Origin of the sequence: Oceanicola granulosus HTCC2516 (genome assembly GCF_000153305.1) — a bacterium.
GTDB classification, from domain to species: Bacteria; Pseudomonadota; Alphaproteobacteria; order Rhodobacterales; family Rhodobacteraceae; genus Oceanicola; species Oceanicola granulosus.
This window is the reverse complement of record NZ_CH724107.1, coordinates 503733-519160: the sequence shown is the minus strand read 5'-3', so window position 1 is coordinate 519160 and position 15428 is coordinate 503733. Positions and strand designations below refer to the sequence as shown.

At 71.0% G+C, this 15428-nt stretch carries 13 protein-coding genes; 7 read left to right on the top strand and 6 right to left on the bottom strand.

Annotated elements, in window-relative coordinates; translation table 11 throughout:
- Positions 1-111: 111 nt before the first annotated feature.
- The 3 genes from lipA to OG2516_RS02510 all read right to left on the bottom strand — a co-directional run bounded on the left by lipA (position 112) and on the right by OG2516_RS02510 (position 3223).
- Complete coding sequence (lipA, locus tag OG2516_RS02520) at positions 112-1074, bottom strand: lipoyl synthase (protein ID WP_007254036.1); 963 nt, start codon at positions 1072-1074, stop codon at positions 112-114.
- Positions 1075-1171: 97 nt separating this feature from the next.
- The gene (locus OG2516_RS02515; RefSeq protein ID WP_007254035.1) at positions 1172-2116 is read right to left on the bottom strand and encodes a hydrogen peroxide-inducible genes activator; all 945 of its coding nucleotides are present in this window, start codon (positions 2114-2116) and stop codon (positions 1172-1174) included.
- Between the two features lie 42 nt (positions 2117-2158).
- Complete coding sequence (locus OG2516_RS02510; protein ID WP_050769107.1) at positions 2159-3223, bottom strand: DUF6456 domain-containing protein; 1065 nt, start codon at positions 3221-3223, stop codon at positions 2159-2161.
- A 240-nt stretch (positions 3224-3463) separates the two neighbouring features.
- On the opposite strand from OG2516_RS02510, the gene OG2516_RS02505 reads away from it, so the two are divergent.
- On the top strand, positions 3464-3862 hold the full coding sequence (locus OG2516_RS02505; RefSeq protein WP_007254033.1) for a DUF6477 family protein: 399 nt from the start codon (positions 3464-3466) through the stop codon (positions 3860-3862).
- Here the strand turns inward: OG2516_RS02505 and OG2516_RS02500 are convergent.
- Positions 3769-5313 carry a trimethylamine methyltransferase family protein gene (locus tag OG2516_RS02500; protein ID WP_007254032.1) on the bottom strand — a complete coding sequence of 515 codons (1545 nt, stop codon included), beginning with the start codon at positions 5311-5313 and terminating at the stop codon, positions 3769-3771. The two genes, OG2516_RS02505 and OG2516_RS02500, sit on opposite strands and share 94 nt — an antisense overlap.
- A 160-nt stretch (positions 5314-5473) precedes the next feature.
- Between OG2516_RS02500 and guaA the strand changes: the two genes are divergently transcribed.
- The 4 genes from guaA to OG2516_RS02480 are packed head-to-tail and all read left to right on the top strand — an operon-like array spanning position 5474 to position 9599.
- Positions 5474-7033 carry a glutamine-hydrolyzing GMP synthase gene (gene guaA, locus OG2516_RS02495; RefSeq protein WP_007254031.1) on the top strand — a complete coding sequence of 520 codons (1560 nt, stop codon included), beginning with the start codon at positions 5474-5476 and terminating at the stop codon, positions 7031-7033.
- Positions 7024-7668 (top strand): YdcF family protein, encoded by a 645-nt coding sequence (locus OG2516_RS18840; protein ID WP_156799262.1) that lies wholly within the window; start codon positions 7024-7026, stop codon positions 7666-7668. Before guaA ends, OG2516_RS18840 begins: the two co-directional genes overlap by 10 nt.
- Before the next feature lie 44 nt (positions 7669-7712).
- Entirely contained in the window at positions 7713-8600 is an 888-nt protein-coding gene (locus tag OG2516_RS02485; protein ID WP_007254029.1) for a DMT family transporter, read from the top strand.
- Positions 8601-8651: 51 nt separating this feature from the next.
- Positions 8652-9599 carry a DMT family transporter gene (locus OG2516_RS02480; protein ID WP_050769106.1) on the top strand — a complete coding sequence of 316 codons (948 nt, stop codon included), beginning with the start codon at positions 8652-8654 and terminating at the stop codon, positions 9597-9599.
- On the opposite strand, the gene mfd is transcribed toward OG2516_RS02480, so the two are convergent.
- Together mfd and OG2516_RS02470 are read right to left on the bottom strand one after the other, a co-directional pair.
- The gene (mfd, locus tag OG2516_RS02475) at positions 9535-12990 is read right to left on the bottom strand and encodes a transcription-repair coupling factor (RefSeq protein ID WP_007254027.1); all 3456 of its coding nucleotides are present in this window, start codon (positions 12988-12990) and stop codon (positions 9535-9537) included. The genes OG2516_RS02480 and mfd overlap by 65 nt on opposite strands.
- Before the next feature lie 70 nt (positions 12991-13060).
- Complete coding sequence (locus OG2516_RS02470) at positions 13061-13594, bottom strand: hypothetical protein (protein ID WP_007254026.1); 534 nt, start codon at positions 13592-13594, stop codon at positions 13061-13063.
- A 116-nt stretch (positions 13595-13710) separates the two neighbouring features.
- Here OG2516_RS02470 and hemB point away from each other — a divergent pair, with 116 nt between their 5' ends.
- Complete coding sequence (hemB, locus tag OG2516_RS02465; protein ID WP_007254025.1) at positions 13711-14709, top strand: porphobilinogen synthase; 999 nt, start codon at positions 13711-13713, stop codon at positions 14707-14709.
- Between the two features lie 100 nt (positions 14710-14809).
- Positions 14810-15370 carry a lipid-binding SYLF domain-containing protein gene (locus tag OG2516_RS02460; protein WP_007254024.1) on the top strand — a complete coding sequence of 187 codons (561 nt, stop codon included), beginning with the start codon at positions 14810-14812 and terminating at the stop codon, positions 15368-15370.
- Positions 15371-15428 lie beyond the last annotated feature (58 nt).

The following is a 15428-nucleotide window of genomic DNA, read 5'->3' as shown; positions in this document are numbered from 1 at the left end:
GGGGGTGCGCAATGAATGCGCACCCTACCCTGACCGTGTGGCATGTGCAGGTGCGCAATGAATGCGCACCCTACGCGTAGGCCGGGCTTCAGCCCGGCCCCCGACCCACCATCACGCCAACTGGCCGAGCTTCCTCATGCGGTTCTCGCGCAGGCGCGCGAAATCGTCGCCGGCGTGGTAGCTCGAGCGGGTGAGCGGGGTTGCCGAGACCATCAGGAAGCCCTTGCCCCAGGCCGCCTTCTCGTACGAGGCGAATTCCTCGGGCGTCACGAAGCGGTCGACGCGGTGGTGCTTGGGCGTCGGCTGCAGGTACTGGCCGATGGTGAGAAAATCGACGTCGGCGGCGCGCATGTCCTCCATCACCTGGATCACCGCCTGCCGGTCCTCGCCGAGGCCGACCATCAGGCCGGACTTGGTGAACAGCGTCGGGTCGAGCTCCTTGACCCGCTGCAGCAGCCGCAGGGAGTGGAAGTAGCGCGCGCCGGGACGGACCTCGGGGTAGAGGCCGGGGACCGTCTCGAGGTTGTGGTTGAACACGTCGGGCTTGGCCGCGACGACCACCTCGAGCGCCTCGGGGGCGCAGCGGATGAAGTCGGGCGTCAGGATCTCGATCGTGGTGTCGGGCGACTGGCGACGGATGGCGCGGATGGTCTGGGCGAAGTGTTCGGCGCCGCCGTCCTCGACATCGTCGCGGTCGACGGAAGTGACGACCACGTGATTGAGCCCGAGCTTCTTGACCGCGTCGGCCACGCGCCCCGGCTCGAACACGTCGAGCGCCTCGGGGGGCTTGCCGGTGGCGATGTTGCAGAAGGTGCAGGCCCGGGTGCAGACCTCGCCCATGATCATCATCGTGGCGTGGCCCTGGGACCAGCACTCGCCCACGTTGGGGCAGCCGGCCTCCTCGCAGACGGTGACGAGCTTGTGCTCGCGCATGATGTCGCGGGTCTGCTTGTAGCCTTCGGAGGTCGGGGCCTTGACCCGGATCCAGTCGGGCTTCTTCGGCTGGGCGTTGTCCGGGCGGCGCGCCTTCTCGGGGTGGCGCTGGCTGGGGATCTTGAGATCGCGCGGGCTCATCGGCTCTCCTCTCGGCCTTTGCCCAACGGACATAAGCCGTCGCGCGCGCACTGTCCAACAGCTCGGGGCCTTAGCAGCCATGCGCTCACGGCAAGCGTCAGGCCGCGGCCGCCTCCGGCACGATCCGGCGCGCCTGGACGAGCAGCGCGTCGGCGGCCTCGGTGAGGAGGCGGGCGAGGTCGTCCATCCAGCCGCTGTCCGAACTGCTCTCGCGGCGCACCAGGGCCAGTTCGCGGGCGGGCTCGGGGGCGGAGAAGCGCAGCAGCGACAGGTTGGGCGCCGCGGCGCTCTCCGTGACGACGGACATCTCGGGCAGCAGCGTCAGCCCGAACCCCTCCGCCACCAGCCCCACCAGCGTCGACAGCGACGAGGCGCCGAGATCGACCTGCCGGCGCCCGGAGAGGCCGCAGACCTCGAGCGCCTGCTCGGCGAGGCAATGGCCCTCGTCGAGCAGCAGCAGCTGGTCGGGCGCGAGGGCGCGCGGGCGCAGCGCCTCGGTCCGCTCGGCCCAGCTCGCCAGCCGGGCTCGCGAGCCGGCGAGCAGGAAGCGGTCGGTCGCGATCGGGCGCGCGACGAGGCCCGGCCCCGGCACCGGCAGCGCCACGACGGCGGCGTCGAGCCGGCCGCGGCGCAGCTCCTCGAGCAACGTGTCGGTCTGCGCCTCGCGGACCCGCAGCTCGAGCGTCAGGTCGTGCGAGCGGATGCGGGTCAGCGCCAGCGGCAGCAGATAGGGCGCGACGGTGGGAATGACGCCGAGATTGAGGCGCCCCTTCAGCCCCTGCTGCCAGCGCACCGCCTGTTCGAGGTCGTCCACCTCGGCGAGGATGCGGCGCGTCCGCTCGAGCACCTCCTGCCCCGCGCGGGTCAGGCGCAGCTGGCGCGGCAGGCGTTCGACGAGCTTCACCCCGAGCCGCTCCTCGAGCTCCTTGATCTGAAGCGAGAGCGCCGGCTGGGTCACGTGGACGCGCGCGGCGGCGGTGCCGAAGCTGCCGGCCTCGGCGAGGGCCGCGAAGTAGCGCAGTTGCTTCAGGGTCAGGCTCATCGGCGCGAGCCTACCGGCAGGGGGGCGGATGACAAGGCGGCGTCAGCCGATCATCGCGCAGGAGCCCTGCTCGTCGTAGTGGCGGCGCAGGCGCTGGAGGGCGATGCGCAGCACGATCTTGCCCGAGCGCGCCGACCAGCCCATGCGCCGCTCGGTCTCCTCGAGGCCTTCGAGCAGGCAGCAGCAGCGCAGGGCGACGTCGCCGAGCCCGGGGCCGAGATCGGCGAGCGCCGCCTCGACCCGCTCGCGCGCGGCGGCGGAGCTCGCGCCCTGCCCGCCCGCCGCCGCGCCGCCGTCGACGCGTCCCGTCAGCAGCCCGTCCCAGCTCTGGCCGAGCCGTTCGCCGACCTGCCCCAGCTCGAAATCCTCGCGCAGCCGCTCGCCTGCCGCGACGAGCTCGCGCGGCAGGAACGGGCGGCCGTCGCGGTCGCGCCGCCGCGCGAGGCCGGCGAGCGGGCTCTCGGCGAGCGCGGCGCGGGGGGCGGGGCGCGCGGTGCGGCGGCCGGTGACGGCGGGCGCCGGCTCGCCGGTGGCGCGGGCGTTCTCGCGCCCCGCGATCAGCTCGCGCAGCGCCGTGCGCCCGGCGCCGGTGATGCGGTAGCGCGCGATCCGCGCCGCCGGCTCGTCGCTCTCGATCCACTCGTTGAGCGCGAGCACCTGCGCGCTCTCGCGCGCCACCAGCGCGGTGCGGTCGGCCGCGCCGCCGGCGCTCTCGCGCACCACCACCGCCATCTCCATGTCGCGCGCCACCGCCAGCACCGCCCCCGGCTCCACCAGCCGTCGCAGGACGCGGATCGTCTCGTCCTCGACCGTCTCGGCGGCGGGCAGCGGCGCACTTGTCCCCGATCCGCCCCCAGATCCGTCCACAGGATCGGGCAGTGCCGCGGACAGACGCTTGAGCGCGGCGTCGACGAGCGGATCGTCGCGCCGCCGCTCGACGCGGCGGACCTGGCGCAGCACCGTTGAGGCGTGCACGTCGACGCGCCGCGCCAGCGCGCGGATCGGCGTCCCGCGCTCCACGTGAGCCAGATAATGCGCCGCCGCCGCCGGCACCCAGGGCGGCAAACCCCTCGCGACGCTCGTTTTCCGCAGGTCCGCTCTCGACATCCCCAGTCCCTCTCGCTGTTCACCTCCCCGCCGCGGCCGACGCCGGGCGGAGCCATGTCACCCGACGCATCCTGTGGTTGCATCAGTTACTCAAACCTTAACGCAGCGCTCCGATTAACCGCTGATTAGGAAACAATAAGCGGAGGTTATCCTCAGGTTCTCCCCGATATAACCCCAGGCAACACACGATAAAGTTGTGTATTGTCTCCTTCAGGGAAACAACCGTCAGGGGATGGAAAGATGCAGGACCTGTTCACCAAGGCCGCCGCGCTGAAGCGCCCGAAGCTGCTCGTCAGCGCCGCCCGATTCGGCCTCGAAGACTACCGGCGCGACACCCACCTGCCCCGCATCCTGCGCAGCGCGGGCGCGCCGCGCACCGGGGTGGCGCTGGTGCGGTTGCTGGAACTGGAAGAGAGCCTGAACGCGCGGCGCAACACCGGCGCGGCGGACTATTCCATCGCCCGCCACGTCGAGGTGCTGATCGCGATCATGGGCGAGGCGCGGCTGCTGCGCGCCGCCAGCCGGCCCCGGACGTCGCCTGATCCTCAGGAGAAGGCGTCGGGCATCGAGGCCTTGCGCTCGGCGACGAAGGCGCGCAGCGCCGCGTCGATCTCCGGGTCGAGCGCGGGGGCCTGGTAGTCGGCGAGCAGCTTGTCGACGCGCACGGCGGCGAGGCTCTGGCTGTCGCGCGCGCCCTCCTCGTCCCAGGTCTCGAACGGCTTGTAGTCGAGCACGTCGGAGCGCCAGAAGGCCGTCTTGAAGTTCGCCTGCGTATGCGCGCAGCCCAGGTAGTGCCCGCCCGGCCCCACCTCGCGGATCGCGTCCATCGCCTGGCCGTTCTCGCTCATGTCGACGCCCGCCGCGAGGCGGTGCAGCACGCCGAGCTGGTCGGCGTCGAGCACGAACTTCTCGAAGCTCGCCACCAGCCCGCCCTCGAGCCAGCCGCAGGCGTGGAGCATGAAGTTGACGCCGGACAGAAGCCCCATGTTGAGCGAGTTCGAGGTCTCGTAGGCGGCCTGCGCGTCGGGCAGCTTGGAGCCGCAGAACGAGCCCGCCGAGCGGTAGGGCAGCCCGAGCCGGCGCGCGAGCTGGCCCGCGCCGTAGGTGATGTGGCTCGCCTCGGGGGTGCCGAAGGTGGGGGCGCCGGAGTTCATGTCGATCGAGGTGACGAAGGCGCCGAAGATCACCGGCGCGCCGGGGCGCACCAGCTGGCTGTAGGCGACGCCCGCCAGCACCTCGGCGAGCACCTGCGTCAGCGTCCCCGCCACCGAGACCGGCGCCATCGCGCCGCCGACGATGAAGGGCGAGATGATCGCCGCCTGCATGTTCCTGGCATAGACCTCGAGCGCGCCCATCATCGTCGCATCGAAGGTCAGCGGCGAGTTGATGTTGATGAGCGAGGTCATCACGGTGTTGTCGGCGACGAACTCCTTGCCGAACAGGATCCCGGCCATGTCGACGCTGTCCTGCGCCCGGCTCGGCTCGGTGACGGAGCCCATGAAGGGTTTGTCCGACAGCGTCATGTGCGCCATCAGCATGTCGAGGTGGCGCTTGTTGACGGGGATGTCGGTGGGCTCGCAGATGGTGCCGCCGGAATGGTGCAGCCACTTGCTCATGTAGGCGAGCTTCACGAACTTCTCGAAGTCCGCCATCGTCGCGTAGCGCCGCCCGCCGTTGATGTCGCGCACGAAGGGCGGGCCGTAGACCGGGGCAAGGACGAGGCTGTTGCCGCCGATGGTGACCGACTTCGCCGGATCGCGGGCGTGCTGGACGAACTGGGAGGGCGCGGTCTTGCACAGCTCGCGCGCGAGGCCGCGCGGGAGGCGGACGCGCTCGCCGTCGACATCCGCGCCGGCGGCGCGCCACAGATCGAGCGCGGCCGGGTTCTCGACGAAGTTGACGCCGATCTCCTCGAGCACCGTCTCGGCGTTGTGCTCGATGACCTGCAGCGCCTCCTCGTCGAGCACCTCGAAGTTCGGGATGTTGCGCTCGATGAACTTCGCCGTCTCGAAGCGGACCGCGGTGCGCTCCGCGCGCCGTGCCGCGCCGCCGCCGCCGCGGGTCCTGCGTGCCGTTCGAGCCTCGGTCATGTCGCTTGTCCTTTCCGTCCGGATTGGCCCGGTCATACGCTCGCCGGTGCGGCCGCAATGGTGGATTTGCGGCTTCGGCGGGGGGAAAACGACATGCGCGCCCCTTTGCGCCCCCGCTTGCCTCCGCTCCGGGTTGGTCTTAGAGCCTCGGCGCATGGATATGGACCAGCACGACACGCTCCTCATCATCGATTTCGGCAGCCAGGTGACCCAGCTGATCGCGCGCCGCCTGCGCGAGCTGAACGTCTACTGCGAGATCCACCCGTTCCAGAACGTCACGCCCGCGCTGCTGGCCGAGACGGCGCCCAAGGCGGTGATCCTGTCGGGCGGCCCGGCCTCGGTGATCGACGCCGGCAGCCCGCGCCCGCCGGCGGAGGTGTTCGAGCTCGGCGTGCCGGTGCTCGGCATCTGCTACGGGCAGCAGGTGATGATGGAGATGCTCGGCGGGCGCGTCGAGCGCGGCGACGGCACGTCGGAGTTCGGCCGCGCCTGGGTCGAGCGCAAGGGCGACAAGCACCCCGACCTGCTGACCGGCTGGTTCCTCGAGGCCCGCGAGCAGGTCTGGATGAGCCACGGCGACCACGTCGCCAAGCTCGCGCCGGGCTTCGAGGTGCTCGGCACCTCGCCGGGCGCGCCCTTCGCCATCACCGGCGACCGCGCGCGCCACTTCTACGCCGTGCAGTTCCACCCCGAGGTGCATCACACCCCCAACGGCCGCACCTTCCTCGAGAACTTCGTCAAGATCGCCGGCTTCACCGGCGACTGGACGATGGCCGCCTACAAGGACGAGGCGATCCGCCTGATCCGCGAGCAGGTCGGCGATGCCAGGGTGATCTGCGGCCTCTCGGGCGGGGTCGACAGCTCCGTCGCCGCCGTGCTGATCCACGAGGCCATCGGCGACCAGCTCACCTGCGTCTTCGTCGACCACGGGCTGCTGCGCCAGAACGAGGCCGAGGAAGTCGTGGGCATGTTCCGCGACGCCTACAACATCCCCCTGATCCACGCCGACGAGGCCGACCTGTTCCTCGGCGAGCTCGAGGGCGTCAGTGATCCGGAGGTCAAGCGCAAGACCATCGGGCGGCTGTTCATCGACGTCTTCCAGCGCGAGGCCAACAAGATCGAGGGCGCCTCCTTCCTCGCCCAGGGCACGCTCTACCCGGACGTGATCGAGAGCGTCTCCTTCTCCGGCGGCCCCTCGGTGACGATCAAGAGCCACCACAATGTCGGCGGCCTGCCCGAGAAGATGGGGCTGAAGCTGGTCGAGCCGCTGCGCGAGCTGTTCAAGGACGAGGTCCGCGCGCTGGGCCACGAGCTCGGCCTGCCCGCCTCGTTCATCGGCCGCCACCCCTTCCCCGGCCCAGGCCTCGCGATTCGCTGCCCCGGCGAGATCACCCGCGACAAGCTCGAGATCCTGCGCAAGGCCGACGCCGTCTACATCGACCAGATCCGCAAGCACGGGCTCTACGACGAGATCTGGCAGGCCTTCGTCGCCCTGCTGCCCGTGCGCACCGTCGGGGTGATGGGTGACGGGCGCACCTACGACTACGCCTGCGCCCTGCGCGCGGTGACCTCGGTCGACGGGATGACGGCGGACTACTACCCGTTCAGCCACGACTTCCTCGGCGAAACCGCGACGCGGATCATCAACGAGGTGCGCGGCATCAACCGGGTCACCTACGACATCACCTCGAAGCCGCCCGGGACCATCGAGTGGGAGTGACGCTGCGGCGTCTCCTCGGCCTGCTCGCGGCGATGGTCGCGCTGGGCGTGCTCGCCGCACTCGGCTCGGCCCTCCTCAGCCGGCCCTGCGACGGGCTCGACGGCCGGTTCGGCGTCGCGGTGGTGCTCGCGGGCGGGATGAACGGCAACCAGCTCGGCGACGGCAGCCGTGACCGCGCCGAGGCGGCAGCGGAGCTCTACACACGCGGCGCCGTCGGCCACCTGCACTTCACCGGCAGCGCCGCGCGGCGCGGCGTCTCGACGGCCGGGCTGATGGCCGACCTCGCGCGGGCGCGCGGCGTTCCCGACGGCGCGCTGAGCGTGGAGGGCGAGTCGCGCTCGACGCTGCAGAACGCCCTGTTCTCGCGCCCCGCGGTGGCACGCCATGACCACCTGCTGCTCGTCACCGAGGGCTTCCACCTCTGGCGCGGCGCGGCGAGCATGGCGTGGGCGGGCACGCCGGTCGACGGGATGTGCAAGTCGTCCGCCTTCGGCGACGACGACCCGCTCGAGGTCGCGCGTATCACCCTGCGCGAGGCGCTGGCCTGGTGGCTCAACATCGCGCGCGGATCGGCCTGGAGCGTGGGCCATTGGCTCGGCTTCGGCGAGAGCCTGTCGCTCGACCTGCTGAAATGACGCCGCCTGCTTGCCGCCGCCCTCGCGGCGCGGCATCAGGTGACATGTCCAACAGCCCCGCCCCCGCCACGACCCGCCCGCCGCCGACCGAGACGGCGAAGGCGGCGCTCTGGATGCTCGGCGCAGTGCTGTCCTTCTCGACGATGGCCGTCGCGGGCCGGGAGGTCAGCCTCGCGCTCGACACCTTCGAGATCATGACCTACCGCTCCTTCGTCGGCCTCGCGATCGTGCTGGCGATCCTGTCGGTGCGCGGCGGTCTCGCCCGCGTGCGCACCGACCGGCTGCGCCTCCACGCGGTGCGCAACGCAGCGCATTTCGTCGGGCAGAACCTGTGGTTCTTCGCCGTCTCCGCGATCCCGCTGGCGCAGGTCTTCGCGGTCGAGTTCACCTCGCCGATCTGGGCGCTGCTGCTCGCGCCGCTGATCCTGGGCGAGCGCATCACCCGCACCGGGCTGCTCGCCGCGCTGGTGGGCTTCGTCGGCATCCTCGTCGTCGCCCGCCCCTCGCCCGACAGCCTCAGCCCCGGCCTGCTCGCCGCGGCGGGCGCGGCGGTGGGATTCGGCGTCACGGCCGTGCTGACGCGCCGGCTGACGCGCACCGAGTCGATCCTGACGATCCTGTTCTACCTGACCGCGATGCAGGCCGTGTTCGGCCTCGTCTGCGCGCTGATCGACGGCGACATGGCGCTGCCCTCGGCGGCCACCCTGCCTTTCCTCGTGCTCATCGGCTGCGCCGGGCTGATGGCGCATTTCTGCCTGACCAACGCGCTCGCCCGCGCGCCGGCGGCGGTGGTGATGCCGATCGACTTCCTGCGCCTGCCGCTGATCGCGGTGACGGGGATGCTGCTCTACTCCGAGCCGCTCGACATCTTCGTCTTCCTCGGCGGCGCGATGATCTTCGCGGCCAACTACGCCAACCTCGTGCGGCGCTGAAGGCGCAGGTTCCGGGTTGTCGCGGGAGGGTCGACGGGCGACGAGGGGGCCATGAGACAGCAGACCATGGCTCCCCGCGCCTGGGCCGAAATGGGCCTCCTCGCGCTCCTCTGGGGCGGCTCCTTCCTCACGGTGCGTATCGCGCTCGACGAGATCGGCCCGTTCTGGGTCGTCGCGCACCGCGTCGGCTGGGCGGCGCTGGCGCTCTGGATCGTGGTGCTGGCGCGGGGGCTGGCGGTGCCGCGCGGCGCGGCGGCCTGGGGCGCGCTGCTGATGATGGGGCTGCTCAACAACGTGGTGCCGTTCACGCTGATGGCATGGGGGCAGCTGACGATCCCGAGCGGGCTGACCTCGATCCTCAACGCCTCGACGGCGATCTGGGGCGTGCTGCTCGCGGCGCTCGTCTTCGCCGATGAGCGGCTGTCGCTGCGCCGGGCCGTGGGCGTGCTGCTCGGCTTCCTCGGCGTGGCGACGGCGATCGGCCTCTCCAGCCTCGCCGCGCTCGACATCACCGCGCTGGCGCAGCTCGCGGTCATCGCCGGGACGATCTCCTACGCCGTCGCCTCGATCTGGGCGCGCAAGACCTTGCGCGGCCTCGCTCCCGAGGCGGCGGCGGCGGGGATGCTGACCGGGGCGACGCTGGTGTCGGTGCCGCTGGCCCTGTGGCTGGAAGGCCCGCCCGACCTCGGCCTCGCGGCGCGCACCTGGGGGGCCATCGGCTACTACGCCATCGCCGCGACGGCCCTCGCCTACCTGCTCTACTACCGCGTGCTCGCCATGGCCGGGAGCGGCAACCTGACGCTCGTCACCCTGCTGATCGCGCCGGTGGCCATCGTCGCAGGGGCGGTGGTGCTGGGCGAGAGCCTCGCGCCGCGCGCCTACGGCGGCTTCGCGCTGCTGACGCTGGGCCTCCTGGTGCTCGACGGGAGGGTGCTCAGGCGGCCTTCTTCGCCTTCACCTTCTCGGCGAGGTCCCGGGCGATGGCGAACGCGCCCTTGATCTTGTCGGCCTCGCTCTTCCAGTCGCGCCGCACGACGATCTTGTTGTCCTTCACCTTCGCCAGCCCGTTCTGGCCCTGAATGAACTCCACCAGCCCCTCGGGCGAGGCGAACTTGTCGTTGTGGAAGCGGATCGTCGCGCCCTTGGGGCCGCCGTCGAGCTGGGCGATCCCGGCGCGTTTGCACATCGCCTTGATCCGCACCACCAGCATCAGCGTGTTGACCTCGCGCGGCAGCTTGCCGAACCGGTCGATCAGTTCGGCGGCGAAGCCCTCCAGTTCAACCTTGGTCGTCAAGTCACTGAGACGACGATACAAACCGAGCCGCACGTCGAGGTCGGGCACGTACTCCTCGGGGATCAGCACCGGCACGCCGAGGTTGATTTGCGGCGCCCAGGTCCCTTCGTCGGGAAGGCCCTCGGCCTCGCCCGAACGGATCTTGGCGATCTGCTCCTCCAGCATCTGCTGGTAGAGTTCGTAGCCCACCTCGCGCATCTGCCCCGACTGCTCCTCGCCGAGCAGGTTGCCGGCGCCGCGGATGTCGAGATCCTGGCTGGCCAGCGTGAAGCCCGCTCCGAGGCTGTCGAGCGAGGCGAGCACCCGCAGCCGCTTCTCGGCCTGGTCGGTGAGGCGGGCGCGCGGCTTGGTGGTCATGTAGGCGTAGGCGCGGGTCTTGGACCGGCCCACCCGGCCGCGGATCTGGTAGAGCTGCGACAGCCCGTACATGTCGGCGCGCCAGACGATCATCGTGTTGGCGGTGGGGATGTCGAGGCCGCTCTCGACGATGGTGGTGGCGAGCAGCACGTCGAACTTGCCGTCGTAGAAGGCGTTCATCCGGTCGTCGAGCTCGCCCGCCGCCATCTGCCCGTGCGCGGTGACGACGCTGACCTCGGGCACCTGCTCGCGCAGGAACGCCTCGGCCTCGGCCATGTCGCTGATGCGCGGCACGACGAAGAAGCACTGCCCGCCCCGGTAGCGCTCGCGCAGCAGCGCCTCGCGCACGGTGACGGCGTCGAACTCGGAAACGTACGTGCGGATCGCCAGCCGGTCCACGGGCGGGGTGCCGATGATCGACAGCTCGCGCACGCCTGACAGCGACAGCTGCAGCGTGCGCGGGATCGGCGTCGCGGTCAGCGTCAACACGTGGACGTCGGTGCGCATCCGCTTGAGCCGCTCCTTGTGGCCCACGCCGAAGCGCTGCTCCTCGTCGATGACCAGCAGGCCGAGATCGCGGAACTTGACCTGCTTGGAGAGCAGCGCGTGGGTGCCGACGACGATGTCGACGTCACCCGACGCGAGCCCGGCGCGGGTCTCGGCGGCCTCCTTCTGCGACACGAACCGCGACAGGGCGCGGACCTTGAGCGGGAAGCCGCGGAAGCGCTCCTTGAACGACTGGGCGTGCTGGCGCGCGAGCAGGGTCGTGGGCGCGACGACGGCGACCTGGCTGCCCGACATCGCCGCGACGAAGGCGGCCCGCATGGCGACCTCGGTCTTGCCGAAGCCCACGTCGCCGCAGACCAGCCGGTCCATCGGCGTGCCGGCCTCCATGTCCTCGAGCACCTGCTCGATGGCGGCGAGCTGGTCGTCGGTCTCCTGGTAGGGAAAGCGCGCGAGGAACTGCTCCCAGAGGCCGTCGGGCGGGGTCAGGATCGGCGCGTGGCGCAGCGCCCGCTCGGCGGCGACGCGGATCAGCCGCTCCGCCATCTCGCGGATGCGTTCCTTGAGGCGGGCCTTCTTGGCCTGCCACGCCCCGCCGCCGAGACGGTCGAGCAGGCCCTCCTCGTGGCCGTAGCGCGAGAGCAGCTCGATGTTCTCGACCGGCAGGTAGAGCTTCGCGCCCTCGGCATATTCCAGCACCAGGCACTCGTGCGCCGCGCCCGCGGCGGTGATGACCTCGAGCCCGCGGTAGCGGCCGACGCCGTGGTCGACGTGGACGACCAGGTCGCCCGGCCCGAGGCTCTGGGTCTCGGTGAGGAAGTTTTCCGCCCGCCGCTTGCGCTTGGGGGCGCGGATCAGCCGGTCGCCGAGCACGTCCTGCTCGGAGATGACCGTCACCCGGCCGTCGCGGAGCGGACCCTCGAAGCCGTTTTCCAGAGGCCAGACAGCGAGATGCAGGCCGCTCTTGCCAATGCGCGTGAAGTCGGTGACATGGATCGTCTCGACCAGCCCCTCGTCCTCGATCAGCCCCGAGAGCCGCTCGCGCGCGCCCTCCGAGTAGGAGGCGACAACGACCGGCCCGACTTCGAGCCTTGCGCGAACATGATCCGCCAGAGACTTGAAGAGGCTTATGTTTTCCTGCTGGCGCTCCGGCGAGAAGTTGCGCCCGATGCGCCCGCCTGCGTCGATGGTGCCGGGGCCGGTGGCCTGCGGCAGCGGCGAGAATTGCAGCACGCGGCGCCCGGCGACGGCCGCCTCCCAGGCGTCGTCGTCGAGGTAGAGCGTCTGCGGCGCGGCGGGCTTGTAGACGCTGTCGTGGCGCGACTTCTGGCTCAGCGCGTGGCGGCGCGTCTCGTAGGCGTCGCACACCAGCGTCCAGCGGCTGTCGCGGATCGCGGCGGACTGGTCGTCGAGCGTCACCGAGGCGGCGGGGAGGTAGTCGAAGAGCGTCTCCAGCCGCTCGTGGAACAGCCCGATCCAGTGCTCGACACCCTGGTGCTTGCGCCCGGCGCTGACCGCCTCGTAGAGCGGATCGTCGGAGCCCGCGGCGCCGAACTCGAGCCGGTAATTCTGCCGGAAGCGGGTGATCGCCGCCTCGTCGAGGATCACCTCGGAGACCGGCGCGAGCTCGATCACCTCGAGCTTCTCGGTGGTGCGCTGGGTGGCGGCGTCGAAGCGGCGGGCGCCGTCGAGCACGTCGCCGAACAGGTCGAGCCGCACCGGGCCGATCTCGCCGGGCGGGTAGATGTCGATGATGCCGCCGCGGATCGCGTAGTCGCCGGGCTCGGTCACCGTCGGCGCCTGGCTGAAGCCCATCCGCACGAGGAAGTCGCGCAGCGCCGCCTCGTCGATCCGGTCGCCGACGCGGGCGCGGAAGGCGGCGTCCTTCAGCACCTCGCGCGCCGGCACGCGCTGGGTCGCCGAATTGATCGTCGTCAGCAGCACGAAACGCTCGGGCATCCCGTGCACCAGCGCCGCCAGCGTCGCCATGCGCGCGGCCGAGATGTCGGCGTTGGGCGAGACCCGGTCGTAGGGCAGGCAGTCCCAGCCGGGGAAGGTGACGACGGGCATGTCGGGCGCGAAGAACGCCAGCGCCGCCTGCATCGCCGCCATCCGCTTGTCGTCGCGCGCGACATGGATCACCGGGCCGCCGGACTTCTCCAGCTCGGACAGCACGAGGCGGGCGTCGAACCCTTCGGGCGCGCCTCCGACGGTGATGCGGGTGGTGTCGGCCATGGCTCGGGGGCCTCGTCTGCTTGCGGCTTCGGGGGGCGGCTCATGTGAGCCCGCCCGGCCCCGGTGTCAACTAGAAGGAGTTGAACAGGTAGCTCCGGTCCAGGTTCTGCCACATGCCCCACATGGCCGTGACGAAGATCGCCAGCACCCCGATCGCCTGCACGATCTGGCGATGGCGGATCAGGCGGCGGTGGAGCGCCTCGCCCCGAAGCTGCTCCGTCACGATCCCGCGCGCGGTGTGCATCGACAGCGCGCCCACCCCCGACATCGGCAGCCCGATCAGGAACAGCGCCTGCGCGAACTCCACGTCGTAGACGAAGCCGAGCACCGCCAGCGCCGTCAGCGCGAAGCTGAGGAAGCCGAGCAGCAGCATCCCCGAGACCTCGGTGATGTAGAGGATGCGGCTGGCCATGATGTAGACGACGCTCTCGAGGTCGGCCTGCGCCTGCCCGCCGTGGCGCTTGGCGCGGGTGAGCATGTCGAACGGGACGCCGAGGATCCAGTGGCTCGCGGTGGACCAGACGACGGCGAGCGCGATCCAGAACCAGAGGTTCGAGAACGAGCGCATGTCGATGACTTCGAAGATCGTCTGTGTCCAGCTCACGCGGGCCCGCCTTGGTTTTTGCCGGACCCTACCGGCGGCGCCCGGCGATGCCCAGACTTGTGAGCCCGCCGATTTAGTGGCACCGGGAGGTGTGACTTGAAAGGCCCGCCGCACCCATGACCTCCCCCGTCGCCCCCTTCCCCGCCGCCCGCCTGCGCCGCCTGCGCAAGAGCCCCGCCCTGCGCGCGATGGTGCGCGAGACCACGCTCGCCCCGGCCGATTTCATCTGGCCGGTCTTCGTGATGGAGGGTTGCGACGCCGAGGAGCCGATCCCGTCGATGCCCGGCGTGTCGCGTCTCACGGTCGACCGCATCGCCGCCGCCGCGCGCGAGGCGCACGGGCTCGGCATCCCGGCGATCTGCATCTTCCCCTACACGCCGCTGGCGCAGCGCACCGAGGATTGCGCGATGGCCTGGTCGATGGACAACATCGCCAACCAGGCGATCCGCGCGGTCAAGGACGCGGTGCCCGGGATGGCGGTGATGACCGACATCGCGCTCGATCCCTACAATGCCAGCGGCCAGGACGGTTTCGTCGCCGACGGCGAGATCGTCAACGACCGCACCGTCGACGCGCTGGTGAAGATGGCGCTGGCGCAGGCCACGTCGGGCGCCGACATTCTCGGCCCCAGCGACATGATGGACGGCCGGATCGGCGCGATCCGGCAGGCGCTGGAAAGCGAGGGGCACCAGTGGGTTACGATCCTCTCCTACAGCGCCAAGTACGCCTCCGCCTTCTACGGCCCGTTCCGCGACGCCGTCGGCGCCTCGGCGGCGCTCAAGGGCGACAAGTCGACCTACCAGATGGACCCGGCCAACGCCGACGAGGCGCTGCGGCTCGTCGCGCGCGACCTCGCGGAAGGGGCCGACATGGTGATGGTCAAGCCGGGGATGCCCTATCTCGACATCTGCCGGCGGGTGAAGGACAGCTTCGGCGTCCCGACCTTCGCCTACCAGGTGTCGGGCGAGTACGCGATGCTCCGCGCCGCCGCCGGGAACGGCTGGCTGGACGGCGACAAGACGATGCTGGAGAGCCTTCTCGCTTTCAAGAGAGCGGGTTGCGACGGGATCCTCACCTACTTCGCCCCCGCCGCCGCGCGCCTCCTCGCCACGTAGCGGCACGGGCGCGACACTGGATGACAAGCCGGCCGCCACAGCCTATAGTGGCGGCACAGACCGGCCGCACAAGGCCGGCACAGGCACATCGAGGCACACAATGAGCAGCTTTACCAGACGGACCTTCCTGGCCGGCTCCGCACTCGCGGCGACGGCCCTCGCCGCCTGCGGCAACGGCGTCGGCAACACCAACGCCCAGACCATCGACGCCCGCGTCGAGACCACCGTGAACTACATGCTCCAGCGCTACCCCGACGCGCAGGACCTGGTGAACAAGTCGGCCGGCATGCTGGTGATGCCGCTGGTCACCGAGGCCGGGCTCGGGCTCGGCGGCGCCTACGGGCGCGGCGCGCTGCGGGTCGGCGGCATGAACGTCGACTACTACTCCGCCACCTCCGTCAGCGCCGGCCTGCAGATCGGCGCGCAGCAATACAGCCACGTGCTGTTCTTCATGACCGAGGAGGCGCTGGCCGAGTTTCGCCGGAGCGGCGGCTGGGCCGGCGGAGCGGACGCGGAATACGCGCTCTCCGACCAGGCCGACACGATCCGCGCCGACCTGATCTCGTCGCGGGCGCCGGTGATCGCGCTGGTCTTCGCACAGGCCGGGCTGCGCGCCGCGGCGACGGTCGAGGGGATCAAGTACACCCGCATCATCCCCTGACGGCGCCCGGTCCCTGGCCTCCCCTGTGCGCCTGCGCTCTTGCGCGGCGCGCGCGGTG